The sequence below is a fragment of the Okeania sp. SIO2F4 genome (assembly GCF_010672385.1).
Lineage (GTDB): Bacteria > Cyanobacteriota > Cyanobacteriia > Cyanobacteriales > Microcoleaceae > Trichodesmium.
Window position 1 is genome coordinate 1 of sequence record NZ_JAAHGT010001483.1, and the last position, 1,113, is coordinate 1,113.

At 39.6% G+C, this 1,113-nt stretch carries 2 protein-coding genes; both read left to right on the forward strand.

From position 1 onward, the window contains the following. The coding region (locus tag F6K22_RS42975) for an RNA-guided endonuclease InsQ/TnpB family protein (RefSeq protein WP_375340251.1) at nt 1–466 on the forward strand (466 nt) is incomplete at its 5' end. 13 nt (nt 467–479) lie between these two features. Beyond that, nucleotides 480–806: a zinc ribbon domain-containing protein gene (locus tag F6K22_RS42980; protein WP_363275601.1), complete on the forward strand. Its 327-nt coding sequence runs from the start codon at nt 480–482 to the stop codon at nt 804–806. Nucleotides 807–1,113 lie beyond the last annotated feature (307 nt).

A 1,113-nucleotide genomic window follows, 5' to 3' on the forward strand; every position in this document is an offset into this window, starting at 1 on the left:
TAGAAAGGGTGGCTTTAAGATTGGTCAGCATAAAGTTCCTAGCAACGCTAAGATTGGAAAACTAAAAATAGTTTGGTCGAGGGAGTTACCTGCTCCTCCATCATCAGTAACAGTAATCAAAGATTCAGCCAATAGATATTTCTTGAGTTTTGTAGTAGAAATACAACCAGAAATCTTACCTCAAACTGATAATTCAGTAGGCATAGATTTAGGTATTAAAACCTTTGCTACATTCAGCGACGGTACAAAGGTTGATGCTCCTAAGCCACTCAAAAAACGAATTAAGAAGTTAAGAAAATTAAGTAAGTCATTATCTCATAAAACTAAGGGGTCTAAAAGGTATGAAAAAGCCAGGGTTAGAGTTGCTAAATTCCATGGCAAATTGAAAGATACAAGAACAGATTTTCTGCATAAATTATCTACTGAAATAATTCGTGAAAACCAAACAGTTATTTTAGAAGTATGACAACGTTTCTGGTATGATTAAGAACCGTAAATTATCCAGAGCCATATCAGATTTAGGTTGGAGACAATTTAGGACACTGTTAGATGGAATTGCTGAAAAATACGGTCGTGATTTTAGAGTAATTGATAGGTGGGAAGCAACGAGTCAGACTTGCTCATGTTGTGGGTTTAAAGGTGGAAAATTAGACCTGTCAATCAGACAATGGGAGTGTTTGAGCTGTGGCAGCAAGCATGATCGCGATACCAATGCAGCAATAAATATATTAGTCGCTCCTTGGGCATGCCTCCTCCGGAGGAGCTGCGCTAACGGAGACGAGAAACGGACGTGGAGGCAAGTGTAAGACTACTGCCAAAGTAGCAGCAGCCAATGAGACGTCAACCCACCGAGGAGCTTCGGTTCGGTAGGAATCTCCACGCCTGCCTCTTTCAGAGGAGCTGCCTCTTGCAGAGGAGCTTCGCTAACGCTAACAGGCCGGAGAGGATGTCAAAATAGACAACCATTACAATGCACCACCACCCAAAAACTAATTATCAGGATTTGATATTACAGATTACTTTTAACTTTTGACTTTTGACTTTTAACTTTCCTGACTCCTCCTGGAATTAATTCTTTAACTAACTGCCAAAAATATATTATTGGTGGAATTT